The sequence below is a fragment of the Aquabacterium sp. genome, from assembly GCF_049317225.1.
GTDB lineage: Bacteria > Pseudomonadota > Gammaproteobacteria > Burkholderiales > Burkholderiaceae_C > Aquabacterium.
Window position 1 is genome coordinate 16,694 of sequence record NZ_JBMOIR010000024.1, and the last position, 22,434, is coordinate 39,127.

The window sequence follows — 22,434 nt, forward strand, 5'->3', positions numbered from 1 at the left end:
GTGCCAATCATGAAGACCTCGCACGAATTCGTACTCACGCTGTCTTGCCCGGATACCACGGGCATCGTCCACGCCGTCTCGGGCTTGCTGTACCAGGCGGGCTGCAACATCATCGACTCGCAGCAGTTTGGTGACGTGCAAAGCGAAGACAGCACCGGCCTGTTCTTCATGCGTGTGCACTTTGCCGCGCCCGACCATCTGGCCGACGCCACGACGCTCGACAAGCTGTTTGCTCACGTGCGTGAACAGTTCAAGATGACGGCACAGATCCATGCGCGTTCGCGCAAGCCTCGCGTGCTCATCATGGTCAGCAAGCACGGCCATTGCCTCAACGACCTGCTGTTCCGCTGGCGCTCGGGTTGGCTGGACATCGACATCCCGGCCATCGTCTCGAACCATCCGGACTATGCCGAGTTGGCGGCCAGCTATGGCATCCCGTTCCACCACATGCCGCTGCCCACGGGCTCGGGCACGGACGTCAAGCGAGCGCAAGAGCAGCAGGTGGAAGCCTTGGTCGAGCGTGAGGGCATCGACCTCGTGGTGCTGGCGCGTTACATGCAGATCCTCAGCCCCGAGTTCTGCGCCTTCCTCAAGGGCCGGGCCATCAACATCCACCATAGCTTCCTGCCCAGCTTCAAGGGTGCGAAGCCCTACTACCAGGCACATGACCGTGGCGTGAAGCTCATCGGTGCCACCGCGCACTATGTGACGGCCGACCTGGACGAAGGCCCGATCATCGAGCAGGACGTCGAGCGGGTGGATCACACCCTGACCCCCGAAGACTTCACGGCCGTGGGCCGCGATGTGGAATGTGTGGTGCTGGCCCGTGCCGTGAAGTGGCACACCGAGCGCCGCGTGCTGATGAACGGTCACAAGACCGTGGTGTTCAAGTAAGGACGATCGCACCATGAACGACCCTCGCGCCCTCAAGGCCACGCAAGCCCTGTTGACCTCGGCCGATGAAACCGAGGCATCCTTCTATGATGCGCTGCGTCATGGTGACCTCGACAAGGTGATGGCCGTTTGGGCTGACGACGAGGAGATCGCCTGCGTGCCCCCCAGCGCACCTCGCACCGTCGGGACAGTGGCCGTGCGCGCCGCTTTCGAGGCCTTGCTGGCCAGCGGGCCGGTGCACATCAGCATTGAGCACGTGCGCCGCATGGAAACGGCAGTGTGCGCCATCCACCACGTGACCGAGCGTGTGCAGGTGATGACCCCAGAAGGACTGCAAACGGCCTTTGTCATCGCCACCAACGTGTACCTGCGTACGGCACAAGGCTGGCGCATGGTGGCGCACCACGCCAGCGCGGGGATGCCGCAAGACATTCCTGACATTTCCGAGCCCCGCTCGACCCTGCACTGAATCGGCTGACGTCGTGCAGCACTACCGTGCTCCCCGTTGGTTGGCGGGCCATGGTGCCTGGGGCGGCCATGTCCAAACCATCTGGCCCGCGCTGTACAGTCGGGCGCGGGCGGACCGCCAGCCTGATGGGGTGCGCTACCAGCGCGAACGCTGGACCACCCCCGATGCCGATTTCATCGACTTGGACTGGCGGTCGGCTGGCCCTGCTGACGCTGGTCGGCCCTTGCTCGTGCTGTTCCATGGGCTGGAGGGGTCGTCCCAAAGCCATTACGCGCGCGCCTTTGCCCATTGGGCGCACGCGCAGGGGTGGGACTATGTCGTGCCCCATTTTCGTGGGTGCTCGGGCGAGATCAATCTGGCGCCCCGCGCGTATCACTCGGGCGACTTTGAAGAGGTGGACTGGATCCTGCGCCGACTGGTGCTGCAGCGCACCGGCCCTTGCGTGGCCGTAGGCGTGTCACTGGGTGGCAATGCGCTGTTGCGGTGGGCGCAGGAGGCGGGGGCGGATGCGGCCCGAGTGGTGCGGGCTGTGGCGGCGGTATCGTCGCCCATTGACCTCAGTGCGGCCGGCGCAGCCCTGGGGCGTGGGGTGAACCGACACGTGTACACCCGAATGTTCCTGAACACGCTCAAGCCCAAGGCGCTGGACAAGCTCCGTCAGCATCCTGGGCTGGGTCACCCTGATGCCTTGCTGCGTGCGCGGAATCTGTACGAGTATGACAATGCCTGGACGGCACCGTTGCACGGTTTTGCCAGCACCGAGGACTACTGGACGCGTTGCTCGGCCAAGCCGGGCTTGAGGGCCATGAAACACGTGCCCGCGCTGGTGCTGAATGCGCGCAACGACCCTTTCATGCCTGCTGCGGCCTTGCCGAGTGCGCAAGACGTTGGGGCCGCGGTGACCCTGTGGCAGCCTGGCGAGGGTGGCCACGTCGGTTTTGCTGCTGGCCGTTTGCCTGGGCACGTGGCGGCCTTGCCGGAAGCCGTCGGGGACTGGCTGGCGCAACACATGAACGAAGGACAGCGATAACCATGGACGACATCGTCAAAGCCGCCATCAAGAAGTGGCCCAACGTGCCCCATTGTTATGGGTGGCTGGCGCTGGATGCGCGCGGCGACTGGTATTTGCGCGATGAACCCACGCAGGCGGCAGGCCCCTTCCCTCAGGTCAAGGGCAGCCGGATCGAGCACGACAAGTTCAAGGAATTCATCCACCGCAATTACGAGCACGACGAACGCGGGGCCTGGTTTTTTCAGAACGGTCCTCAACGCGTGTATCTGCAGCTGGAGGCCGCACCGTGGGTGCTGGGCGTGCGGGCGTCAGCGGGGGGGTATGAAGTGATGACCCACACAGGCTTGCCTGTGCGTGAGGTGCGATCCAGTTGGCTGGATGAGCAAGGGCGCCTGTTCTTGGACACAGAGCACGGCTTGGGGCTTGTGCGGTCGATGGACATGGACGCGGCGGCCGATGCGGTGGCCGCAGAGGTGTGGACGCCGCAGGAGATGGCGTTTGCCGACATGCCGGCGCACTTTGGCTTTGTGTGTCAGCCGACCCCCTGAATGCTTGGGGTCTTGGGTGTGGAGCGCCCATGAAAAAAGCCGGCTGATGCCGGCTTTTTTGTGAGGCAGAAACCGCTCAGGGTGCCGAAGCAGCGGCTGCGGGTGCAGCAGGTTCCGCAAACTTGGCGCCACCTGCGTTGGCCATGTAAACCAGACCACGGTGCACTTCGAGGTCGCTGAAGTCGCCGCCGCCTTGCGCGGGCATGGCGTTAAAGCCCTTCAGGGCGTGTTCCAGCAGCTTGTCAACGCCTTGCGCAATGCGAGGGCCCCAGGCAGCGGCATCACCGAACTTGGGTGCACCCAGCATGCCGGAGCCGTGGCAGCTTGCACATTGGGCCTTGAAGACGTCTTCGCCAGAGCGGGGGCCAGTGTTGGCAGAAGCGACCTTGATCGCCACGGTGCCCACAGGCATGATGCGGTCGCCAGCGCTTTGGGTGACGGCTGCATTGCTGCCAGCGTTCTTGACCGAGTAGACATAGCTCACCAGCAAGCCAACGAGGGCTGCGGGGATCAGGAACGATGCCAGCACGGCAACGACCAGTTGCTGAGGGGAGCTGACGGACTCTTGGGTTTGGGGCGCTTGGCTCATGGGTGCTCTCAGGAGGCGCTGGTTGGAATGAATGGGGGGACGGACAAAAGAGTCCAGTCGGGCGAAAGGGAGATTATAGGTCGTGGCTCAGCATTGAGAAAGATAAACCGGCATCAGCACTGCTAGAATCCAAAGTAGTGCGCCCGTAGCTCAATGGATAGAGTACTGCCCTCCGAAGGCAGGGGTTGCTGGTTCGATCCCAGCCGGGCGCGCCACCTGGCGCAAGTGCCGCGCCGAAATTTGGGCCTTGCTGCCCAGTCAGCCTCGCTCCACGGGGCGCAGTCGGTCCTGACACCACTCACTCCAGCTTCCTGCAAACAGTTGGCTTCCGTGCAACCCTGCTACGGACATGGCCAGCATGTTTGGCAACGCACTGACACCGCTGCCGCATTGGTGCACGACGGATTCCGGGGCCCTGCCAGCCAATAACGCCAGGAACTCTGTGCGCAGCTGCTCTGCGGATTTGAAGTGCCCGTTGTCATCCAGATTAAGTACAAATGGCCGATTCAGTGCACCCGGAATGTGCCCGGCAACGGGATCCAGCGGTTCGACTTCCCCGCGATAGCGAGGCGCGGCACGTGCATCGATGATGGTCTGCTCGGGGCGCCCCAGGTGCGCCATGACTGTCTCGGCACTCACTGGGCTCACCTGCGCCTTGCCTGCTTCCCAGTTGGATGGTGTTGGCGGGTGGGGCTGACCATGCGCCACGGCCCCTCCCATGGCCAGCCAAGCGCCCAAGCCGCCGTCCAGCACGGCCACGGCATCGTGGCCCATCCATTTCAGCATCCACCACAGACGGCCGCAGAAGTTCATGCTGTTGCGGTCGTAGGCCACCACCTGTGTGTGTGGCGTCAGACCAATCTGCCTCAGCCAGTGCGCGAAGTGCTCACGATTTGGCAGCGGATGTCGGCCGCCGGACGCGGCGTTGGCAGAGGTGTGCGCGCTGAGGTCCGTGTTGAGGTCTGCGTAGATGGCCCCTGCAATGTGCTGCGCCTCAAATTGCTGACGGCCTGCGGCAGCATCCATCAGGTCTGAGGTGCAATCGATGATGCGCACGTTTTGTGCGGCGTCTGCCGTCAAAGACTGCAGTTGTTCTGCGGTGATGAGTGTGGTGTACATGACAGCGATCGTCAGGCTGGGTAAGCAGTGCGGCCGGAAGATGAGGCGGCAAGGGTGGCCTCATGAACTCCCCGCCAGATACGGGCACAGCATACTGGAGCACTGGGCTGCGCCCAATCGTCGGCGTTCTGGGCTTGGGTTTTGATGACTTCACATACCCTGCGGGGTATGTTAATGTGAGTCCCTCTTGAACGAGGGACCTACCCATGAAAGTGTCTGCATTGGCTGTCGCCTTGATGGCTGCCTACTCCGCGTCTCATGCAGCAGATCTCCTGACCGCGTATCGGGAGGCTTTGGCGAATGATCCGTCCTATGCGGCGGCTCGCGCACAGCGTGACGCAGACCAGGAAAAGCGAACACAGGCGAAGGCCGGGTTGTTGCCGCAGGTTGGCCTTCAGGCCAGCACCAATTGGAATCAGGCCGATGTCACGATGGCGGGGGGGGCTTCGCAGCTCTCGCGTGACTACAACAGCAATGCTTATGGCATCCAGTTGACGCAGCCGTTGTTCCGCTGGCAAAGCTGGGTGCAATACGAGCAGGGTGATTTGGCCGCAGCAATGGCCGACACTCAGCTGAGCCTGACGCGGCAGGATCTGACTTTGCGCGTGGCTCAAGCCTATTTCCAAGTCTTGTATGCACAAGATGCACTGGATGCCGTGACCTATTTGCGTCGGGCATCGGATGAGCAGAACAGGGCCGCAAAGGCTTCGTTCGAAAAAGGCGTGGTGACCGTGACCGATGTGCACGAGGCACAAGCCCGCCTCGATTTGGCACAGGCACAGGAGTTGACCGCGCAGCAGCAGTTGGGGTTGGCCAGGGCCAATCTGACAAGGCTGACCGGGCAGCCTGTGGCATCCGTGGCGAAGTTGCCGGTTGCTGTGAAGCTCGCGCCCCCCCATCCGATCGCAGCCGATGAATGGTTGGCGGCGGCCGGTCAAAACAACCTGGGTGTTCATCTGCGCGAGATGGCGCAAGACATGAGTGCATTGGCGGCGCGCCGGGCGGCTGCGGGGCATCTGCCCACGCTGGACCTGGTGGCCAGCCGAGGTGTACAGAATCGGACCACAATGGGCGTGGATCGCGTGGAGGCCAATACCGTCGGCGTCCAATTCACCTTGCCACTGTATGCGGGCGGATACATCAGCTCGCAACAGCGCGAAGCAGCACTGCTGCGCGTCAAGGCCGAGGCTGAGTTGGACGATGCTCGCAAAGGGGCGCAGTTGGCGGCACAACAGGCGTGGCTCAACCTGACCAGTGGCTTGGCGCAGGTGAAAGCCTTGGAGGCATCCCAACAGTCATCGCAAACGGCGCTCGATTCCAACAAGCTGGGCTATCAAGTGGGTGTACGCATCAACATCGATGTCTTGAATGCACAGGCCCAGCTGGCCGACACGATGCAGCGGTTGTCCAAGGCGCGCTATGACACGTTGATGGCCCAGCTGCAATTGAAGGCAGCTGTGGGGGCACTGTCCGATGCAGACGTGCAGCAACTCAATGCTTTGTTGGTCGATTGACCCTTTGGGAGGTGGTGATGGCTGGCAACGATTCGCATGGTGCGGAACATGCCGAAGAGGGGGCATTTCGTCGCGCACAGCAGGTTCAACGTGCGCTGTCAGAACTCAACGCGCGCATCGCCACCTTGTCGACCGTGCTGCACATTGATCTGAGTGATGCGGTTGTGATGCAGTCTGTGCTTCAGGGGACTCATCCAGCCTTTGGTGTGCTGCATCAACACCAACAGTTGGGGGGGGAGCGAACGGGCGCAGACAAGCGCCACGATCGAACCCTTCAGGAATTGCAAGGACTGTTGGCTTTGCGCTGTGACCTCATGACGGCCACCATCGGCGAGCTGGGGCTGAGCGTCACGCAGGACATCGTGCAGCAAGTACAGGATCGGCGCGAGCAGGAGGGCTTGAGACCTGACGCAGATGGCTTTCATCTGCGCCATCTGCTCAAGCCGGATGTGGGTTGAAGGTCAGCGATCCTTCAGCTTCATGATGCCCATGGCCTTCATCATCATGCGTTCGTAGATGGGCTCGGACGTCCCCTTCTTCATCTTGCGCATGAAGTACTTTTCAAACGCAATTTTGGCCAGGTGGACCCAGTAGCCTTCACTGAACCAGCTCACGTTGCGTGGCGGGATTTGAGGCAGCGCGACGAACGCGGCACCGCGATCTCCGAAGTCCGCCAGACACACAGCATTCCAGGTGGCTTTCTCGGTCGGAGGTTGCCCATCCAGCACAGAACGGATGTTGTGCGCGGTGGCCGTGACCATCGATTCGATCATGTAGCCGGTCTTGGGGATGCCGGTGGGGATCGGCGTGGGCTCAGGGGGCGTGATGGCCACGCACACGCCCACAGCAAAAATGTTGGGATAGCGCGGGTTGCGTTGGTGGTCGTCAATCAGCACGAAGCCTCTTGGGTTCACCAGGCCTTCAATGCCCATGATGGCGTCGACGCCCTTGAAGGCCGGCAACATCATCGAGTATTTGAAGGGCAGGGCATGCTCCTTCTTGGGCTTGCCATCGTCGTCGTGCTCCATGACATGCATGGTGCCGTTTTCAACCCGGGTCACCTTGGCATTGCAAATCCAGCGGATGGATTTGTCGCGGAAGATGGACTCCATCATGCTCTTCGAGTCCCCCACACCGTTGAGACCCAGATGCCCGATGTAGGGCTCTGACGTGACGAAGGTCATGGGCACACGGTCTCGGATCTTGCGCTTGCGCAGGTCCGTTTCCATGATCATGGCGTACTCGTAAGCAGGACCAAAGCAGGACGCGCCTTGCACAGCACCCACGATGATCGGACCGGGGTCTTGCACAAATTGCATCCATGCCTCTTTGGCGTGAACCGCATGGTCCACATGGCAAACGGACTGCGTGTAGCCTTGTGGGCCCAACCCCTCAATCTCGTCAAAGGCCAGTTTGGGGCCTGTGGCGATGATCAGGTAGTCATACGCGATCTGTCTGCCATCCACCAACTCCACTTGGTTTTGTTCAGGGTGCACACGCTTGGCCCCGACGGGGATGAAATCGACGCCTTTTTTCTCCAGAATCGGGGCAATCGGCAGCTCAATCTCATCACGGTCGCGCCAGTCCACGGCCACCCACGGGTTCGACGGGACGAAGTGGAATGTTGCTGTATTGGAGATGACAGTGACCTGGTCACCCGGGCCCGTCTGCTCCTTCATTTCGAAAGCCATGGGCAAGCCGCCAATACCGGCGCCCAGGATCACGATGTGTGCCACGCTCATCTCCTATACGCATACCCGTATGGGTATATTGGGATGATCTGCTTTGTCGTGAAGCCTGGCTACAGGGTTTGTGCGGGGGTGGGGTGAGAAATCTCACGTCTCGGGCATGGGCGCATCCACCAGAAATAAGGACAAGCCACCCTGCTGTTTGTCCGGTAGTCTGGGTGCAAGATCGGTTCAAATGGTGGGATAGGATCCTCACACCATGCCGGCTGATCTGCCCCCCCCACCAGACACTGCGACTTCCGAAGCGGATTTGACGCTGGAGTACCTCCTGCGTCGGATGCGCTTCAAGAGCGACTTTCCTGCGCTGTCGACATCGATCATGCGCGTGCAGTCGCTGTCTGACTCGGAAACGGGCAGCTTGCACATCCTGTGCGATGAGATTCTGAAAGACGTCGCACTCACGCAAAAGTTGCTGCGCGTGGTCAACACGGCCCATTACCGCCGTGCAGGCACAGATCCCATCAGCACGGTGTCACGCGCGGTCAGTCTGATTGGCGTGGCCACGGTGCGGAACTTGGCGCTGTCGCTGATGTTGTTGGATCACATGGAAGACAAGGTCCACGCAGCGCAGTTGAAAGTGGAATTTTTGCGAACCGTGATGGCGGGGACGCTGGCCAGCGAGATGGCGCATCCGCCGCGCATGGCTGAAGAGGCATTTCTGGGTGCGTTGTTCCGCAACTTGGGGCGTTTGCTGGTGGCGTTTTATTTGCCGGAAGATGCTGAGCAGATTCGCCTGTTGACGGTCAAGCGCCCTGACAACCCCCGTCCTTCGACCATTCAGGAGGCCTCGACCAAGGTCCTCGGCGTGGGGCATGATGAACTGGGGGCCTATGTCGGTAAGCAGTGGGGCTTGCCGGACAACTTGCTGGCATGCATGAGAACGCCCACCGGGGGCGTCCCCAGTCGATCCTTGGCCGCACGTCCTGAGCGCATGTGGTGGCTGGCGAGCCTGTCTGACCAGACCGCGCAGGCGATGCTCGACCACGAGCCTGGCGCATTGGGGGATGAACTCAAAAATCTGACCGCCCGCTTTGGCTCGGCCCTTGATTTGCAACCCAATGAGTTGTCGGATGCGGCAGGCCGTGCGCGCAAGCGATTGACCGAGCTGACGCATGCGCTCAACATGCACGTCCCTGCTGCGTCGCCGGGTGAACGGTTGCTGGAAACATATTATGTGGACGCTCCCAATCAGGGGCAGGCCGATGGCCCAACCGCCGCGGAACTGGGTTTGGACGACTCCGCGTTCGGCGACACGACCTTGGAGCCTGGTATGCCGCTGCCGACGCAAGACGCGGCCAGCATTCTGACCAACGGCATCCAGGACATCACCAACACCCTGGTGGAATCCTTCCGACTGAATGATGTCCTTCAAATGATCCTGGAGACCATGCTGCGTGCGCTGGACTGCCGCCGCGTGGTGTTCTGCTTGCGCGACCCCCGTACCGGGCAGTTGCTGGGACGTTTGGCGCTCGGTGAAGGGGCCGAAGAAATCAAGGATTTGTTCAAGGTGCCACTGGTGCTACAGCCCGGGGTGGTGCCGGATCTGTTTTCTGCGATTTGCCTCAAACACGCAGACACTTTGATCGCGGATGCCAGCGCATCGGCCATTGCCAATCGCTTGCCCGCCTGGTTTCGTGATCGTGTGCAGGCCCCCACCTTCCTGCTGCTCCCGTTGGTCCTGAAACGTGTCAACCAGCCCGATGTGGTGCTGGGGTTGATCTATGCCGACAAGGGGCAGGCAGGCAGCATGGCCATCGATGAACGTGAGCTCTCTCTCCTGCGTACCCTGCGCAATCAGGCCGTCATGGCGTTTCGACAGGCCACCGGCGCATAAAATTTCATAATGTGGTGTTGCGCGATGGCATCGCGGCTGAGATGAACTGCGGCGACAATGCTTTGCTGCGTACCTTGGCGCAGCGACTCTGTATTTGTCGGCGGTAGTTATGGATCGACGTGTGTTCACAAGTGGCCATTGCCCATTCGAGGCGGTGGCATGACCACGTCTCAACTTCCACTGATGGGGGCTGCCGCATCGGGGCGCGCACCGCTCAGTCTGCCGACGCGCGTCCATTTGCGGCAGCACATCCTGATCCCGGTCGCCGTGACCTTGCTCATGGTCATGGCCTTGTTTCTCTATGGCGCGGATCGGTACTTGGGCGAGGTCGAAAGCGACCATACCCAGTCGGCGGCAGACATTGCTGTCAACGTGTGGCGCGAGCAAATCAATCAACAAACCGAACGGCTGAGCTGGTTTGTTGCGCGTGCTCAAAACGACCCCTTGCTGCGCCAGGCCATGGAAAGAGGGGACGCGGGCAGTCTGCTGACCCTGAGTCAGGCACAACTGCATGACTTGGCCAAAGCCTTTGGCATCACCCATTGGTACTTCATGACGCCTGACCAGCGTGTCCTGCTGCGGGTACACGCGCCTGGGCGTCGCGGTGATCTCATCGAGCGCAAGACCATGCGGGAAGCGGTCGTCGGGGGGGCGGCGGTCTCCGGGTTGGAGGTGGGCGCCATGGGGACGTTCACACTGAGGCATGTCGCGCCTTGGCGCATTGGCGATCGACTCATCGGCTACATCGAGATGGGCTCGGACGTGGACTGGTTCGCTTTGCAGGTCAAGCGCCAAACGGGGTTGGACGTCGTTTTGGCTTTGCAGAAGCAATACATCAGTGCTGACACGTTTGGCCTGGGCAAATCCCACATGGGCTTGATCGGGCCGTGGAGCCAAGATCCTGGGCTGGTGGTGTTGCGCAATACCTTGCGGGAAGTACCTGGGGATTTGCTGCGCCAAGTGAACGAACTGGGAGCGAAATCCGGCGCGACCGAGTTGACCGTTGAGAGCCTGTCCAAACGCTGGTCGGGCGCCGTCCGCGATCTGACCGACAGTGAAGGGCGCAGCGTGGCCAAGTTGATCGTGCTGCGTGATGTCACCAAGGAGCAATTGGCCAGTGCGCGCGAGATGCGCGTTGCCGGCGTGGTGTCGGGCATGGCCGTGTTGTTGTTGCTGTTTGTGCTTCTGGTGCGTATCAACGAAGCCGGCCGGCGCATGGAGCGCGCGGACTCCACCATGCGCTTGGCTGCAGCCGCGTTTGAGGGACAGGAAGGCATGATGGTGCTGGACGTGCAGGGCAACATCCAGCAGGTCAATCATGCGTTCACCGAAATCTCAGGCTTCCAGCCCGACGAAGTACTGGGCAAAGGCACGCGACGCCTGTGGGCACTGGACAAGCATGATCGAGCCTTCTATCAGCGCATCATGGACACCCTCAACGAAACCGGGCGTTGGCAGGGTGAGTTGTGGAGTCGCCATCAGGACGGTGGCCTGTACTTTGTGCGCTTGTGTCTGACGCTGGTCAGTACGGGGAGTCAGCATGCGACCTATTGCGTTGCTGCGTTCTCTGACATCACTGCGCGCAAAGAGGCCGAGGCGCAAATCGAGCGCCTGGCTTTTTATGACCCGCTGACCAGCCTGCCCAATCGTCGACTGCTCATGGATCGGGTCACGCATGCCTTGGTCAGCGCACGACGCAACGGTCACATGGGGGCCTTGCTGTTGATCGACCTGGATCACTTCAAGACGCTCAACGACAGTCTGGGGCATGACCGCGGGGACGAGTTGCTCAAACTGGTGGCGTCACGCTTGCAGCAGGCCGTGCGTGACAGTGACACGGTTGGTCGACTGGGGGGGGACGAGTTTGTGGTGGTTCTGGAAAACCTCCATCTGGATCCCGTTCTGGCGGTCAGTCAGGCGCAAGCCGTGGGCAACAAGCTCCTGCAAATGATGAGTCAGGTGTTTGACCTAGCCGCCATTGAGTACCACGGCGGCTGCAGCATCGGTGTCAGCCTGTTTGGCGGGCAATACGACATCAATCTGGATGAGTTGCTCAAGCAGGCTGATCTCGCGATGTATGCCGCCAAGGCGGCAGGTCGGAATGCCTTGCGCTTTTTCGATCCGGCGGCCCAAGCAGAGGTGGCGCGCCGTGTCGAGCTGGAAGCCGACATGCGCAAGGCCTTGACCCGCCATGAGTTTGAGTTGTTCTACCAGCCACAGGTCAATGCCGACGGCACCGTGCATGGCGCAGAAGCGCTGCTTCGCTGGCATCAACCTCAGCGTGGCATGGTGTCGCCGGGTGAGTTCATCCCCCTGGCGGAACAGAGTGGCCTGATTCTGCCGCTGGGGCAGTGGGTGCTGGAGTCAGCCTGTCGCCAGTTGGTGCGGTGGTCTCAGATTCCGGAAATGGCGCACCTGAGCGTGGCGGTGAACGTGAGCGCACGACAGTTCCGACAGGCCGATTTTGTGGCCTTGGTGAGTGATGCCCTGGAGCGTACCGGCGCCCGCCCTGATCTGCTCAAGCTGGAGTTGACAGAGAGCATGCTGGTGGACGACATGGAATTGGTCATCGACAAAATGGCGGCACTCAAGGTGATCGGAGTGGTGTTCTCGCTGGATGACTTTGGGACGGGCTATTCCTCGCTGCACTATCTCAAGCGCTTGCCCTTGGATCAGTTGAAGATCGATCAGTCCTTTGTGCGCAACGTCATGAGTGACGGCAACGATGCTGCCATCGTGCGGACCATCGTCGCCTTGGCCGATACGCTGGGCTTGACGGTGATCGCGGAAGGGGTGGAAACCTTGGAGCAGCGAGACTTTTTGTTGGCACAGGGCTGCCAGCACTTCCAGGGTTACCTGTTTGGTCGCCCGGTTCCCTCTGCCACGTTTGAAGACAGCCTGCGGGCGTGATCGCGCTGGCGGATAATGCGCCCCCATGTTCCGCATCGTTCTTGTCCACCCAGAGATCCCGCCCAACACCGGGAACGTCATTCGCTTGGCCGCCAACACGGGGTGTGAGCTGCATTTGATCGAGCCGCTGGGCTTCTCGATGGATGACAAGTTGCTGCGCCGCGCTGGGCTGGATTACCACGAGTACGCACCAGTGCGCCGGCATGCCAGCTGGGACGCGTTTCTGGCCGCGATGCAACCAGACCGCCAGCGCATGTTCGCCTTCACCACGCGTGGCAGCCAGCCCCTGGCGTCGGTGCCTTTGTTGCCTGGCGACTGGTTTGTGTTCGGCTGCGAAACCAGCGGACTGCCTGAGACCTTGCGGGAGACGTTTCTCACGTCGCAACGCGTCAGGTTGCCCATGCGCCCCGAGCAGCGCAGCTTGAACCTGAGCAATGCCGTGGCCGTGACAGTGTTTGAGGCCTGGCGCCAGAACGGCTACGCAGGCGGCGCCTGAGGCGGCCTGCGTTGGCCGTTCAGGCTTCGGCCTTGGCTTCCCGGCGCATCAGCGCGCCCACTGCTTCGGCGGGGGTGAGGCGGTCATCCAGCACGGCTACCACCGCTTCGGTGATGGGCATGGACACCCCCAGGCTTTGTGCGCGCTGCCACACAGTGGCCGCGCTGTAGACGCCTTCGGCCACGTGGCCGAGGTCATGCAGGATCTGGCTCAGCTTCTTGCCGGTGGCCAGTTGCAAACCGACGGTGCGGTTGCGAGACAGGTTGCCCGTGGCGGTCAGCACCAAGTCGCCCAAGCCAGACAGTCCCATGAAGGTGTCGGGGCGTGCGCCCAAGGCCACACCCAGGCGGGTCATTTCGGCCAGACCGCGGGTGATCAGGGCCGCACGTGCGTTCAACCCCAAGCTCATGCCATCGACAATGCCGGTGGCAATGGCCAGTACGTTCTTCACAGCGCCGCCCACTTCCACGCCGACGGGGTCGGTCGAGGTGTAGACGCGCAAACTGTCAGAGTGAAAGGCGGCCACGGCTTGCTCGGCCAAGGCCTGATCGGCACTGGCGGCCACCAGGGCCGTGGGTTGACCCAAGGCCACTTCGTTGGCAAAGCTGGGGCCAGACAGTACACCGCTGCGCGCATGGGGGCGCAAAGCGGCTGCGATCTCGTGCCCGAGTCGGCCTGTGCCTTTTTCAAAGCCTTTGCACAGCCAGAATGTGGCCGCATCGTCAGGCAGGCTTTGCAGCGTGCTGCCCAGCGCCGCCATGGGCGTGCCAATGATGATCAAGCCACCTTGACCGTGCGTAACAGCTTCCTGCAGGTCAGCGGTGACACGCAGGGCATCGGGGAAGGGGGCGTCGGGGAGATAACGGGTGTTGCAGCGGGCCGCCTGCATGTCGGCGACCTGGGCTGCGTCCCGGGCCCACAAGAGGACCCGAGGATTGTGCCGAGCAGCGCTGATCGCCAGCGCTGTGCCCCACGCCCCCGCGCCCAAAATCGCGAGGTTCGTGGTCATGGGCGAATCAGTTGGCTGCGCCCATTTGTGCCGCAGTGGCCTGCGCCAGTTGCGACTCGTACATGGCCTGGAAGTTGACTTCAGTCAGGTGCACGGGCGGGAAGCCTGTGCGGTTGATGACGTCGGCCACGGTGGCGCGCAGGTATGGGTACACGATTTGCGGGCAGGCGATGGCGATGATCGGCTGCATTTGCTCTTCGGGCACATTGCGGATTTCGAACAGACCGGCTTGCTTGGCCTCGACCAGGAACAGGGCCTTGTCGTTGACCTTGGTGGTCACGGTGGCGGTGACGGACACTTCGTACAGGCCGTCTTGCACAGGCTCAGCGTGCAGGTTCAGTTGCACGTCCACTTGAGGTTGACCTTGCTCCAGCAGAATTTGAGGGGCATTGGGCATCTCCAGCGACATGTCCTTCAGGTAGATACGCTGGATGCTGAAAGTGGGCTGGGCTTGTTCGCTCATGGTCAATCCTTGTATGACAGCGTCAGAATGAATGTTGACCACGATTATGGCCTACGGGTGTGACGCAACTCACACACGGCCCCCTCACAGCAGGGTCAGTCCCAAGGCCACGATGGCGGGGACGCCCTGAACCAGCATGATCCGCTTGCTGACGGTGGCCGCCCCGAACACGCCGGCCACGACGACGCAGCACAGGAAAAACACACGGATGTCATGCCCCGACGCACCTTGAAGAACGCCCCAGAGCAAGCCGGCCACCAGAAAACCGTTGTACAGCCCCTGATTGGCGGCGAGTGCGCGGGTGGCCTGTGCGAAGTCCTCCTTCAAGCCGAAGACGCGGCGACCTGCAGGGCGGGTCCACAAGAACATTTCCAGCACAAGGAAGCCCAGATGCAGCAAGGCGACGAGGGCGGTGGCGATGAGGTGCGCGGTGTACATGGCGATGGGGCTCCAGTTTGTTTTGTACTGTATAGTAAATAAATTGATGGCGTCAATGAATATTTGACTGATGAGTACAAAAATGGATGTCAAACCACGTGGACGTCCTCGGCGTTATGACCCCGAGGTGGTGTTGCGCCAAGGGTTGGAGACGTTTTGGCGCAAGGGCTATGCGGCGACGTCGGTGGACGACTTGTGCCTGGCCACAGGCTTGAACAAGCCCAGCCTGTACGCGGCGTGGGGTGATAAGCAGCAGTGGTACCGGCAGGCCCTGCAGGTGTATGTGAAGCAGGTGGGCGAAGGCATGGCACTGGCGCTGAATCAGGCGCGCCTGCACGATGCATTGGAAGCCTTGCTCCGTCAGGCGGTCTCGCTTTACCGGGATGGCCGGGGATGCTTCATGGTCACGACGGCACCCTCCGTGGCGTGGGACGATGACATGGTGCGCCACAGCATGGCGGCAGCCTTGGCCGCCCAGGATCAGGCACTGTGTGCCCGCTTTGAGCAGGCCATTGCACAGGGTGATGCCGGGCCTGCTGTGTCAGCACAAGGTTTGGCTGTGATGGTGTCCGCGTTGCTGCATTCGTTGGCGTTGCGCGCGCGTGTTGGCGAGCCGGAGACCGCACTGCTGCAGTGTGGTCTCGCGGGGCTGTCGGGCATCATGGCTGCAGCCCGGTCTGGGCGCACGTCAGGCGTTCAGTAGCGGCAGCAAGCCACCAGCCTGATCCAGCGCCATCAGGTCGTCGCAGCCGCCCACATGGGTGTCGCCAATGAAGATTTGCGGCACGGTGCGGCGACCGGTGATGGTCATCATGTGCTCGCGCTGTGCGGGGTCGAGGTCCACACGGATTTCTTCGATGGCTTCAACGCCGCGCTGCTTCAGCAGATTCTTGGCACGAACACAGTACGGGCAGACCTGGGTGGTGTACATCTTGACGGCTTGCATGATCGGGCGCTCGATGTGCGCCGCATGGCGCATGAAGTCGAAAAAAGAAAAGGACAGGCGCCATTGTGGCGTCTGCCCTTCGTCCCTGTTGAATCAGGGGGAATCTCAGCCCTTGTTCACGGGCAGGCCGGCTTCACGCCAGGCCTTCAGGCCGCCAGCCAGCGACTGCACGTTCTCGTAGCCCATTTGCTTGAGTTGCGCGGCCGCCTTGGCCGAACGCACGCCCGCGGCGCACACCACGATCAGCGGGGTGGCCTTGTTGCTGGGCAGGCCCTTGGCGGCGCCAATCTGGCTCAGCGGGATGTTCTTGGCACCACTCACATGGCCAGCGGCGAACTCGGCGGGCTCGCACACGTCGATGACCTGAGCCTTGTCCTTGTTCATGAGCTGAACGGCGGCAGCCGGCGTCAGACCTGCGCCCGAGCCTTCCTTGACTTGTTGCCACAGCAGCATGCCGCCCGAAGCGCCTGCGGCGAGGATCCAGTACCAGTTGTCAGCGATGAAGCTTGTAGATGTCATGAGAGGACTCGTTGAAGACGACTGCGATCCAGTATCGCCGCAATCGAGTGGAGGATTATAAAATCGCAGGTTGACCGGCAGGCTTCAGCTTGCCCACCTTCACCTCGATTGGGATCGACACGTCATGTACAAGCTCGTGCTGATTCGCCACGGCGAATCGACCTGGAACCTCGAAAACCGCTTCACCGGCTGGACCGATGTGGAGCTGACCCCCACCGGCGTGTCGCAAGCCATGTCGGCCGGCAAGCTGCTCAAGGCCGAGGGCTACGAGTTTGATGTGGCCTACACCTCGGTGCTCAAGCGCGCCATCCACACGCTGAACTACGTGCTGGACGAAATGGATCGCACCTGGCTGCCCGTGGTCAAGGACTGGCGTCTGAACGAGCGCCACTACGGCGGCCTGCAGGGCCTGAACAAGGCCGACATGGCCAAGCAGTACGGCGACGAGCAAGTGTTGATCTGGCGCCGCAGCTACGACACGCCGCCGCCTGCGCTGGATCCGCAAGACCCACGCGGCCAACGCCAGGATCTGCGTTACGCCAAGCTCAACGCCGAGGAAGTGCCGCTGACCGAGTGCCTGAAGGACACCGTGGCCCGCGTGGTGCCTTACTGGACCGACGTGCTGGCCCCCGCCATCAAGTCGGGGCAACGCATCGTGATCGCTGCGCACGGCAACTCCATCCGCGCCCTGATCAAGTATCTGGACGGGATCAGCGACAGCGACATCGTCGGCCTGAACATCCCCAACGGCATTCCGCTGGTGTATGAACTGGACGCTGACCTGAAGCCCATCAAGCACTACTACCTGGGCGACGCTGAAGCCGCTGCCGCTGCGGCTGCCGCCGTGGCCAAGCAAGGCAAGGCCTGATCGGTCTCGCTGGTTTTGTGCTCATGACAACCGCCCCTTGTGGGCGGTTTTTTGTGCCTGATGGCGCTTGGGCTTAGCGTCAGCGTTGCAGCGACCAGACCAGCGGACAGTGATCGGACAACTGCCGGCCTGAGTCGGCAGGGGCATACGCTTGTCGGCCAAAACGCGTGGCGCCAAAGCGCTGGCGCAAGCGGTCGCTGATCAGGATGTCGTCGATGTAGCGGCTGTGCCGGTCCTGGGCATCGCATGGCACATAAGCCTGGTCGGCAGTGGCACGGTGCAGGAGCGCGCCATGCGGGCGGTCATCGCTCCAGGCCGAGAAAACATTGAGCGGTGCGGCGTCGTCATCGCCGGCGTCATAACGGGCATCGCGGTCGAGGTGCCGGTTGAAGTCGCCGAGCACAGCGAATGCCACGCCTTCTTTCACGCGCTGGTCGATCCAGGTCTCGACCACCGGGACTTGCTGGCGCAAGCGCAGGCAGGGCGCAAAGCTGCGATCCAGCTTGCCATCGAAACAGCCACTTTTCAGGTGCACGTTGAGCAGGCGAATCGCGTGGGGGGTGCCAGGGTAAAGCGTGATGTCGGTGCCCGTGCGCGAGGTGCCGTCCACATCCAGTGCTACCAGTTCGGGTTGGCATTGGTAGGGAATGCCTTCACGGATGGCAAAGCCTGTTTTTTGCGGGTGAGCGCGTCGGCTGAAGCAGTCCAGTCGCCAGCCAGAGGTGAACACCAGCCGTGCGGCCTCCGGGCCATCCACCTCTTGCAATGCCACGACGTCAGGCGCCCAGTGGTCGCGCAGCGCCTGGGCGGTGCGGCTCAGCGCTTGAAAGTCCTGCTCATGGCGGGCGGGGGGCGGCGTGCGACCTGGCGTACAGGGTAGCGCCCGCTCATTACTGGCCGGTTGCTGGCGGGTGCAACGGGCCCGCAGTTCGGCTTGTGTTCCGGGGCTCATGAGCCATTCCAGGTTCCACGTCGCCAGGGTCAAGTGCGTGGCGCCGGTTGAGTCTTGGCGCTCAAACCATCCGGCGTGCGCCGCCCAGGCTAGCAACAAGCCGGCGCCCAGCATCAGGAGGGGGCGGCGGAAGCGGGAACGCGAAGGGGCTGTGGTCATCGTCCAGAAACAAAAACGGGGCCATGGATGGCCCCTGTGGTGGTCTGGCGAGATGTTCCGCGAAGCAGACCAGTGACGCACTCCCTCTGGAGGGTGTGACGAGCCTTACAGACCCAGTTCAGCGCGATCCAGCGTGTAGTTCTGCGGACCGGCCACGGCAATCTTGATGGCGCCAAGGCGGTTGGCCAGCGCCACGGCCTTCACGAGATCCCAGCCTTGCGACAGGCCATAGAGCAGGCCGCCCCGGAAGGCGTCGCCGCAACCGGTCGGATCGACCAGGGCCTCGGCTTTCACGCCGGGCACGTGGGTCTTCTCACCCTGAATCCAGACGTTGCAGCCTTCGCCGCCCAGGGTCTCGATCAGACCTTGAAGGTGAGACTTCGACAGCTCGGCCAGGCTTTGGCCGGTGCGCTCAGCCAGCATCTTGCCTTCGTAGTCGTTGACGGCCACCCAAGTGGCTTGCGACACAAAGCGCTTGAGATCGTCACCATCGAACATGGGCAAGCCTTGACCCGGATCGAACACGAAGGGGATGCCGGCGGCTTGCAGTTGCTCGGCGTGCTGAATCATGGCGTCGCGGCCATCCGGGGCCACTATGGCCAGCTTGATGCGTGGGTCGGCTTCAATGCGCTGCACGTGGGCTTGCTGCATGGCGCCGGGGTGGAAGGCGGTGATCTGGTTGTTGTCCTGGTCGGTGATGATCATCGCTTGAGCGGTATAGTCGCTCTCGATGGTGCGCACAAACTCCTGGCTCAGACCGACATGCTCCAGGCGGTTGCGGTAGATGGCACCGTCTTTGCCCAGGGTGGCCATGATCAGTGGATCACCACCCAATTGCTTGAGGCTGTAGGCGATGTTGCCGGCGCAGCCACCAAACTCCTTGCGCAGCGTGGGCACCAGGAAGGCGACGTTCAGGATGTGCACCTGATCGGGCAGGATCTGCTGAGCAAAGCGGCCGGGGAAGTTGGTGATCGTGTCAAAGGCCAGGGAGCCGCAGATCAGGACAGACATGGTGTGCCTTGGTGAAAGGGTGGAAAGTCAGGGGTAGAACAGCTCGGCGGTGTAGCCGGCGGGCTGCAAATTGCGGGTGCGCAGGCTCCAGACCAGCGTGGTGCTTTTTTCGCCGGGAGCGGCGTCGGGGCGGCTGGCAGTGGTCGCTGCACTGGCCGCTTTGTCGTCAGTGGCCGCAGCATCGGCGGTATCCAGCCATTGCGCATCGGCGGGGGAAAACACACGTCGGGCAATCAGGATGCCATTGGCGTCGGTCAGGCTCAGGTCCACATGCGGCCAGGCAATGTCAATCGGGGCGCGGTTGTGAATGATCACCGCCAGGCGATAGCGATCAGGGCCTTCCGAATTGGCACGCACCAAGGTCACGCTGTCGACTTGCAGATCCTCCAGCCGCAGTGGCGGAGCCATCTTGCAACCCATGGTTTCGCACCACCATGCAAATGCGGGCCGGCTGTCTGGGTAGTAGGCCGCCAACAAGTCGCGGAACTGATGGGCCACTTGCATGACCAGTGCGAGCACCAGCGCAATGGCCATGCCGAACAACACACCGCGGGTGGATGGGTTGCGCCAGAACGCCTGGCGTTGGGCGCGGCGCAGGAATTCGGGCGTCTCTTGCGCCGGCACGCGTCCGCGCGTGCCCGATTTACCCTTGCGCTGGCTGGGGGGCGGGAGCGCTTGCTCGGGCTCAAATGTGCCGGCCGCCTTGTCTGCGGCTTTCGCCTTCTCTCTGGACGACATCAGTGGCACAGCGATGGGTTCTGCTGCGGTAGGCGCGGCGACAGGCGTCGGTGTTGGCGGCAACTCTGGGGGCGCCAATGGCGAGCGTGCTACCGGGGCAACTGGCGGCTGTGGCTCAGCAGGCTGGGAGTGACCAAAGTCGGAGGCCCATTCCTGTTCGGCTTCCGACATGGCGTCTTCCGGGAAGACCGCATCGGCAAACTCTGGCCCTTCCGGCGCACGAGCGCGTGGGCGTCGTGGCGGCACCAGACGCTCCCGATCCGAGGGCATCAGATAGCGTGAGTCGAGTGCGTCTGCCTCGTCGGTGGCGGGCAGGTCTTCGGCAGGCGGTTGCCAGGCCGGGGGAGGGGGCGCATCGACCGGTGGTGCGATGGGCGCTGAAAAGCCCACCGACGTGTCCAGATCAAAGTCCGTTGCCGCGACCACAGGCGAAGTATCGACCGGCAGGTCGTCCTCGGTGGTTTGCTGGGGCTCGACTTCGGGCGACGGTGCAACCGGCTGCGGTGGCTCGAGGGGCGGTACTGATGGCTCGGGTGGTCGCGCAGCAACAGGCCGAGGCGGTGGCGCCTCGGTTTCCAGGTCAAACAGCGTCGGCAGGGCGTTGAAGACCTCATTGCAGCGGCCGCAACGCACCCAGCCTTCGGACACCTTCAATTGGTCCTGCACGATCTTGAAGATCGTGCCGCAGTGGGTGCATCGGGTCGCCAGGCTCATAAGCCTGTTTATGCCACTGTTTTGGCCGATTTGTGGGCGGTCATCAGGATCCAGCCCTCTTCCGCGTTGGCGACCTGCAACTGCAGGCCCACTTCCGCGTAGGCATCCTTCAGTTCCTGCTCCTGGCGTGCCAGGATGCCGGCCAGCACCAGATGGCCGCCGGCGGCCACGTGACCGGCCAGCAGCGGTGCCAACATCTTCAGCGGGGTGGCCAGGATGTTGGCCAGCACGACCGGGTAGGTCGCTTGGGCTTCGCCCACCAGATCGGGCAGGCCTGCGTTGATGGGCAGCTTGCCTTGTGCATTGCGCAGGTGGGCCAGGTTGGCTTCGGCGTTGGCGTGGGTGGCGTCGACCGCAGCGGGGTCGATGTCGACCGCGTCCACTTCACCTGAACCGTGCAGGGCGGCACCAATGGCCAGGATGCCCGATCCACAGCCGTAGTCCAGCACGCGCTGACCCTGGTAGGCCGCGCTGTTTTGCGCGATCCACTTCAGGCACATGCGGGTGGTGGGGTGCGTGCCGGTCCCGAAGGCCAGGCCGGGGTCCAGTCGCATCACCGTCTTGGCGGCAGCCGGCACCTCATGCCAGGTCGGCACGATGTAGAAGCTGTCGGTGATGGGCACCGGTTGGAACTGCGATTGCGTCAGACGCACCCAGTCCTGTTCGTCCACAGGCTGAATGCCCTGGATGTGGATGTCGCCGGCCCAGTCCTGGGCCAGGATGAGGGTGGCGGCTTCCAGGGCCTCTGCTTCGCTGGGGAAGAGGCTCTTGATGGTCGAGCGCTGCCAGGCCTCGCGGGCGACCGGCATGCCCGGCTCGCCCCACAAGGCTTCTTCGTGTTCGGTGTCGGCGTCGGCGTCTTCCACCGACACCGACAGGGCGTCGATTTCCATGAGCGCGTCGCTCAGGACTTCCACTTCGGCCTCTTTGGCCAGCAAGGTCAGTTCAAACAATGCCATGTGCGATCTGACTTCAGCGCTTGCGCGCAGCCATCCAGTTTTCGAGATAGTGGATGTCGGTGCCGCCTTCCACAAACTTGGCGTCGACCATCAACTCGCGGTGCAGCGGGATGTTGGTCTGGATGCCTTCCACCACGGTTTCCGACAGGGCGGTGCGCATGCGGGCCAGAGCCTGGTCACGCGTGTCGCCGTGCACGATCAGCTTGCCGATCATGGAGTCGTAGTTGGGGGGCACGAAGTAGTTGGTGTACACGTGCGAGTCCACGCGCACGCCGGGGCCGCCGGGTGCGTGCCAAGTCGTGATGCGACCTGGCGAGGGGATGAACTTCACGGGGTCTTCGGCGTTGATGCGGCACTCGATGGCGTGGCCACGCATCTCGATCTGACGCTGTGTGAAGGGCAGCTTTTCGCCGGCCGCCACGCGGATCTGCATCTGCACGATGTCGATGCCGCTGGTCATTTCGGTGACGGGGTGCTCCACCTGCACGCGGGTGTTCATTTCAATGAAGTAGAACTCGCCGTTTT

General features: G+C 62.4%; 23 protein-coding genes, 1 tRNA gene and 1 pseudogene. 12 read left to right on the forward strand and 13 right to left on the reverse strand.

All coding sequences use genetic code 11. From position 1 onward, the window contains the following. Window positions 1-9: 9 nt before the first annotated feature. Genes purU through ACOYNB_RS12880 form a run of 4 tightly spaced genes read left to right on the forward strand, consistent with a single transcriptional unit; the run spans window position 10 to window position 2,923 of the window. Window positions 10-894, forward strand: a complete 885-nt coding sequence (gene purU, locus ACOYNB_RS12865; RefSeq protein WP_422839421.1) for a formyltetrahydrofolate deformylase — start codon at window positions 10-12, stop codon at window positions 892-894. 13 nt (window positions 895-907) lie between these two features. After that, the gene (locus ACOYNB_RS12870; protein ID WP_422839422.1) at window positions 908-1,363 is read left to right on the forward strand and encodes a YybH family protein; all 456 of its coding nucleotides are present in this window, start codon (window positions 908-910) and stop codon (window positions 1,361-1,363) included. Window positions 1,364-1,376: 13 nt separating this feature from the next. Further along, on the forward strand, window positions 1,377-2,393 hold the full coding sequence (locus tag ACOYNB_RS12875) for a YheT family hydrolase (protein WP_422839423.1): 1,017 nt from the start codon (window positions 1,377-1,379) through the stop codon (window positions 2,391-2,393). Between the two features lie 2 nt (window positions 2,394-2,395). Then, window positions 2,396-2,923, forward strand: coding sequence for a DUF2946 family protein (locus ACOYNB_RS12880; RefSeq protein WP_422839424.1), 528 nt, complete (start codon window positions 2,396-2,398; stop codon window positions 2,921-2,923). 76 nt (window positions 2,924-2,999) lie between these two features. Here the strand turns inward: ACOYNB_RS12880 and ACOYNB_RS12885 are convergent, their stop codons facing one another. Then, window positions 3,000-3,512, reverse strand: coding sequence for a c-type cytochrome (locus tag ACOYNB_RS12885; RefSeq protein WP_422839425.1), 513 nt, complete (start codon window positions 3,510-3,512; stop codon window positions 3,000-3,002). Window positions 3,513-3,651: 139 nt separating this feature from the next. On the opposite strand from ACOYNB_RS12885, the gene ACOYNB_RS12890 reads away from it, so the two are divergent. Then, window positions 3,652-3,727, forward strand: a tRNA-Arg gene (locus tag ACOYNB_RS12890). A gap of 43 nt (window positions 3,728-3,770) precedes the next feature. Here the strand turns inward: ACOYNB_RS12890 and ACOYNB_RS12895 are convergent. Continuing rightward, complete coding sequence (locus ACOYNB_RS12895; protein ID WP_422839426.1) at window positions 3,771-4,631, reverse strand: sulfurtransferase; 861 nt, start codon at window positions 4,629-4,631, stop codon at window positions 3,771-3,773. Between the two features lie 206 nt (window positions 4,632-4,837). Between ACOYNB_RS12895 and ACOYNB_RS12900 the strand changes: the two genes are divergently transcribed. Further along, window positions 4,838-6,145 (forward strand): TolC family outer membrane protein, encoded by a 1,308-nt coding sequence (locus ACOYNB_RS12900; protein WP_422839427.1) that lies wholly within the window; start codon window positions 4,838-4,840, stop codon window positions 6,143-6,145. Window positions 6,146-6,162: 17 nt separating this feature from the next. Next, window positions 6,163-6,603, forward strand: coding sequence for a hypothetical protein (locus tag ACOYNB_RS12905; protein ID WP_422839428.1), 441 nt, complete (start codon window positions 6,163-6,165; stop codon window positions 6,601-6,603). Between the two features lie 3 nt (window positions 6,604-6,606). Here ACOYNB_RS12905 and ACOYNB_RS12910 read toward each other — a convergent pair whose 3' ends face one another. After that, the gene (locus ACOYNB_RS12910; protein WP_422839429.1) at window positions 6,607-7,881 is read right to left on the reverse strand and encodes an NAD(P)/FAD-dependent oxidoreductase; all 1,275 of its coding nucleotides are present in this window, start codon (window positions 7,879-7,881) and stop codon (window positions 6,607-6,609) included. Window positions 7,882-8,092: 211 nt separating this feature from the next. Between ACOYNB_RS12910 and ACOYNB_RS12915 the strand changes: the two genes are divergently transcribed. From ACOYNB_RS12915 to trmL, 3 genes are all read left to right on the forward strand, one after another. After that, window positions 8,093-9,727 carry an HDOD domain-containing protein gene (locus ACOYNB_RS12915; protein WP_422839430.1) on the forward strand — a complete coding sequence of 545 codons (1,635 nt, stop codon included), beginning with the start codon at window positions 8,093-8,095 and terminating at the stop codon, window positions 9,725-9,727. A gap of 159 nt (window positions 9,728-9,886) precedes the next feature. Then, on the forward strand, window positions 9,887-12,637 hold the full coding sequence (locus tag ACOYNB_RS12920; RefSeq protein WP_422839431.1) for an EAL domain-containing protein: 2,751 nt from the start codon (window positions 9,887-9,889) through the stop codon (window positions 12,635-12,637). A gap of 25 nt (window positions 12,638-12,662) precedes the next feature. Beyond that, window positions 12,663-13,133: a tRNA (uridine(34)/cytosine(34)/5-carboxymethylaminomethyluridine(34)-2'-O)-methyltransferase TrmL gene (gene trmL / locus ACOYNB_RS12925; protein ID WP_422839432.1), complete on the forward strand. Its 471-nt coding sequence runs from the start codon at window positions 12,663-12,665 to the stop codon at window positions 13,131-13,133. Window positions 13,134-13,152: 19 nt separating this feature from the next. On the opposite strand, the gene ACOYNB_RS12930 is transcribed toward trmL, so the two are convergent. The 3 genes from ACOYNB_RS12930 to ACOYNB_RS12940 form a co-directional block, all read right to left on the reverse strand. After that, window positions 13,153-14,142 (reverse strand): NAD(P)H-dependent glycerol-3-phosphate dehydrogenase, encoded by a 990-nt coding sequence (locus ACOYNB_RS12930; protein ID WP_422839433.1) that lies wholly within the window; start codon window positions 14,140-14,142, stop codon window positions 13,153-13,155. A gap of 7 nt (window positions 14,143-14,149) precedes the next feature. Then, window positions 14,150-14,605 (reverse strand): protein-export chaperone SecB, encoded by a 456-nt coding sequence (gene secB / locus ACOYNB_RS12935; protein WP_422839434.1) that lies wholly within the window; start codon window positions 14,603-14,605, stop codon window positions 14,150-14,152. Window positions 14,606-14,689: 84 nt separating this feature from the next. Beyond that, complete coding sequence (locus ACOYNB_RS12940) at window positions 14,690-15,043, reverse strand: DUF1304 domain-containing protein (RefSeq protein WP_422839435.1); 354 nt, start codon at window positions 15,041-15,043, stop codon at window positions 14,690-14,692. Window positions 15,044-15,113: 70 nt separating this feature from the next. Here ACOYNB_RS12940 and ACOYNB_RS12945 point away from each other — a divergent pair, with 70 nt between their 5' ends. After that, window positions 15,114-15,746, forward strand: coding sequence for a TetR/AcrR family transcriptional regulator (locus ACOYNB_RS12945; RefSeq protein ID WP_422839436.1), 633 nt, complete (start codon window positions 15,114-15,116; stop codon window positions 15,744-15,746). On the opposite strand, the gene grxC is transcribed toward ACOYNB_RS12945, so the two are convergent. After that, window positions 15,732-15,989: a glutaredoxin 3 gene (grxC, locus tag ACOYNB_RS12950; RefSeq protein ID WP_422839437.1), complete on the reverse strand. Its 258-nt coding sequence runs from the start codon at window positions 15,987-15,989 to the stop codon at window positions 15,732-15,734. The two genes, ACOYNB_RS12945 and grxC, sit on opposite strands and share 15 nt — an antisense overlap. A gap of 105 nt (window positions 15,990-16,094) precedes the next feature. After that, window positions 16,095-16,508, reverse strand: coding sequence for a rhodanese-like domain-containing protein (locus ACOYNB_RS12955; RefSeq protein ID WP_374258154.1), 414 nt, complete (start codon window positions 16,506-16,508; stop codon window positions 16,095-16,097). 124 nt (window positions 16,509-16,632) lie between these two features. On the opposite strand from ACOYNB_RS12955, the gene gpmA reads away from it, so the two are divergent. Continuing rightward, entirely contained in the window at window positions 16,633-17,376 is a 744-nt protein-coding gene (gene gpmA / locus ACOYNB_RS12960) for a 2,3-diphosphoglycerate-dependent phosphoglycerate mutase (protein ID WP_422839438.1), read from the forward strand. Window positions 17,377-17,455: 79 nt separating this feature from the next. Here the strand turns inward: gpmA and ACOYNB_RS12965 are convergent, their stop codons facing one another. From ACOYNB_RS12965 to ACOYNB_RS12985, 5 genes and pseudogenes are all read right to left on the reverse strand, one after another. After that, window positions 17,456-18,487 (reverse strand): hypothetical protein, encoded by a 1,032-nt coding sequence (locus tag ACOYNB_RS12965; protein ID WP_422839439.1) that lies wholly within the window; start codon window positions 18,485-18,487, stop codon window positions 17,456-17,458. Window positions 18,488-18,592: 105 nt separating this feature from the next. After that, a complete protein-coding gene (locus ACOYNB_RS12970; protein ID WP_422839440.1) occupies window positions 18,593-19,498 on the reverse strand; it encodes a carbohydrate kinase family protein in 906 nt (301 codons plus the stop codon). Between the two features lie 27 nt (window positions 19,499-19,525). After that, window positions 19,526-20,950, reverse strand: coding sequence for a zinc-ribbon and DUF3426 domain-containing protein (locus ACOYNB_RS12975; RefSeq protein ID WP_422839441.1), 1,425 nt, complete (start codon window positions 20,948-20,950; stop codon window positions 19,526-19,528). A gap of 8 nt (window positions 20,951-20,958) precedes the next feature. Then, on the reverse strand, window positions 20,959-21,903 hold the full coding sequence (gene prmA, locus ACOYNB_RS12980) for a 50S ribosomal protein L11 methyltransferase (RefSeq protein WP_422839443.1): 945 nt from the start codon (window positions 21,901-21,903) through the stop codon (window positions 20,959-20,961). A 19-nt stretch (window positions 21,904-21,922) separates the two neighbouring features. After that, window positions 21,923-22,434, reverse strand: a pseudogene (locus ACOYNB_RS12985) (acetyl-CoA carboxylase biotin carboxylase subunit); the annotation flags it as partial.

What these genes read in the sequence shown, in the direction of transcription:
- purU (WP_422839421.1), top strand. Translation starts at nt 10, where the DNA reads ATGAAGACCTCGCACGAATTCGTACTCACGCTGTCTTGCCCGGATACC.
- ACOYNB_RS12870 (WP_422839422.1), top strand. Translation starts at nt 908, where the DNA reads ATGAACGACCCTCGCGCCCTCAAGGCCACGCAAGCCCTGTTGACCTCG.
- ACOYNB_RS12880 (WP_422839424.1), top strand. Translation starts at nt 2,396, where the DNA reads ATGGACGACATCGTCAAAGCCGCCATCAAGAAGTGGCCCAACGTGCCC.
- ACOYNB_RS12885 (WP_422839425.1), bottom strand. Translation starts at nt 3,512, where the DNA reads ATGAGCCAAGCGCCCCAAACCCAAGAGTCCGTCAGCTCCCCTCAGCAA.
- ACOYNB_RS12895 (WP_422839426.1), bottom strand. Translation starts at nt 4,631, where the DNA reads ATGTACACCACACTCATCACCGCAGAACAACTGCAGTCTTTGACGGCA.
- ACOYNB_RS12900 (WP_422839427.1), top strand. Translation starts at nt 4,838, where the DNA reads ATGAAAGTGTCTGCATTGGCTGTCGCCTTGATGGCTGCCTACTCCGCG.
- ACOYNB_RS12905 (WP_422839428.1), top strand. Translation starts at nt 6,163, where the DNA reads ATGGCTGGCAACGATTCGCATGGTGCGGAACATGCCGAAGAGGGGGCA.
- ACOYNB_RS12915 (WP_422839430.1), top strand. Translation starts at nt 8,093, where the DNA reads ATGCCGGCTGATCTGCCCCCCCCACCAGACACTGCGACTTCCGAAGCG.
- ACOYNB_RS12920 (WP_422839431.1), top strand. Translation starts at nt 9,887, where the DNA reads ATGACCACGTCTCAACTTCCACTGATGGGGGCTGCCGCATCGGGGCGC.
- trmL (WP_422839432.1), top strand. Translation starts at nt 12,663, where the DNA reads ATGTTCCGCATCGTTCTTGTCCACCCAGAGATCCCGCCCAACACCGGG.
- ACOYNB_RS12930 (WP_422839433.1), bottom strand. Translation starts at nt 14,142, where the DNA reads ATGACCACGAACCTCGCGATTTTGGGCGCGGGGGCGTGGGGCACAGCG.
- secB (WP_422839434.1), bottom strand. Translation starts at nt 14,605, where the DNA reads ATGAGCGAACAAGCCCAGCCCACTTTCAGCATCCAGCGTATCTACCTG.
- ACOYNB_RS12940 (WP_422839435.1), bottom strand. Translation starts at nt 15,043, where the DNA reads ATGTACACCGCGCACCTCATCGCCACCGCCCTCGTCGCCTTGCTGCAT.
- ACOYNB_RS12945 (WP_422839436.1), top strand. Translation starts at nt 15,114, where the DNA reads ATGAGTACAAAAATGGATGTCAAACCACGTGGACGTCCTCGGCGTTAT.
- grxC (WP_422839437.1), bottom strand. Translation starts at nt 15,989, where the DNA reads ATGCAAGCCGTCAAGATGTACACCACCCAGGTCTGCCCGTACTGTGTT.
- ACOYNB_RS12955 (WP_374258154.1), bottom strand. Translation starts at nt 16,508, where the DNA reads ATGACATCTACAAGCTTCATCGCTGACAACTGGTACTGGATCCTCGCC.
- gpmA (WP_422839438.1), top strand. Translation starts at nt 16,633, where the DNA reads ATGTACAAGCTCGTGCTGATTCGCCACGGCGAATCGACCTGGAACCTC.
- ACOYNB_RS12965 (WP_422839439.1), bottom strand. Translation starts at nt 18,487, where the DNA reads ATGACCACAGCCCCTTCGCGTTCCCGCTTCCGCCGCCCCCTCCTGATG.
- ACOYNB_RS12970 (WP_422839440.1), bottom strand. Translation starts at nt 19,498, where the DNA reads ATGTCTGTCCTGATCTGCGGCTCCCTGGCCTTTGACACGATCACCAAC.
- ACOYNB_RS12975 (WP_422839441.1), bottom strand. Translation starts at nt 20,950, where the DNA reads ATGAGCCTGGCGACCCGATGCACCCACTGCGGCACGATCTTCAAGATC.